Raw genomic sequence first — 710 nt, forward strand, 5'->3', positions numbered from 1 at the left:
GGTCCGACACCGCTTTCCGCAGCCGCGCGTTCTCCCGCTCCAGCTCCCTCAACCGTCTCACCTGGTCCAGCTTCAGGCCGCCGAACTCGGCCCGCCAGCGGTAATAGGTCTGGTCGGTCACCCCGATCGCCCGCACCGCCTCCGACACCGGCTTGCCTTGCGTGGTCAGCACCTCAACCTGCCGCAGCTTGGCGACGATCTCCTCGGGCGTGTGCGTCCTCTTCCGGCCCATCCTCTGCCTCCTCAAAACAGCCGCCGGTCCACATAACCGACGGACCGCTTCTACGGGGGCACGTCACCAGCAGGAACGTTTTGCCGTTACTTTCCAATGAGATCAACGGGAGAAGAGAGACGCTTTAGGCGCTCTCGCCACTAACTTCGCCCGCGCTCGTAACGATCTGTTTACGTTTATACACGATTAAGTGATTACGCCGCCGATAAGGACGGCGACTGGCCCAGACCGGCCGAGACAAGGCAGAAGCATGTCACAGCTCGCTCTTCCCGCCTTCGCGTCCCTCGGGACCGGCGGAATCGTTGCCCTCAAGCTCCAGAACGCCGGCGCAGCGACCTTGCAAGGCGGCGTGACCACCTTCGGCCAGGTCTTCGAGATGGGCGACCTGCCGAAGGGGGGCGGGCTCGTCGCGCAGATCGGTGGCCGGACGGTCTCCGTCCAGATGGACGTGAAGAGCACCTACGCCGACGGCTCCGCC

General features: G+C 64.5%; 2 protein-coding genes. One reads left to right on the plus strand and one right to left on the minus strand.

Features of this window, described 5'->3' with window-relative positions:
* Nucleotides 1-232 (minus strand): transposase (locus EAH89_RS30985; RefSeq protein ID WP_140886942.1); only part of this gene is annotated, 232 nt, incomplete at its 3' end.
* Nucleotides 233-482: 250 nt separating this feature from the next.
* On the opposite strand from EAH89_RS30985, the gene EAH89_RS30990 reads away from it, so the two are divergent.
* A partial coding sequence (locus EAH89_RS30990; RefSeq protein ID WP_140888046.1) for a hypothetical protein occupies nt 483-710 on the plus strand: 228 nt, incomplete at its 3' end.

Source organism: Muricoccus nepalensis (assembly GCF_006438825.1).
Taxonomy (GTDB): Bacteria; Pseudomonadota; Alphaproteobacteria; order Acetobacterales; family Acetobacteraceae; genus Roseomonas; species Roseomonas nepalensis.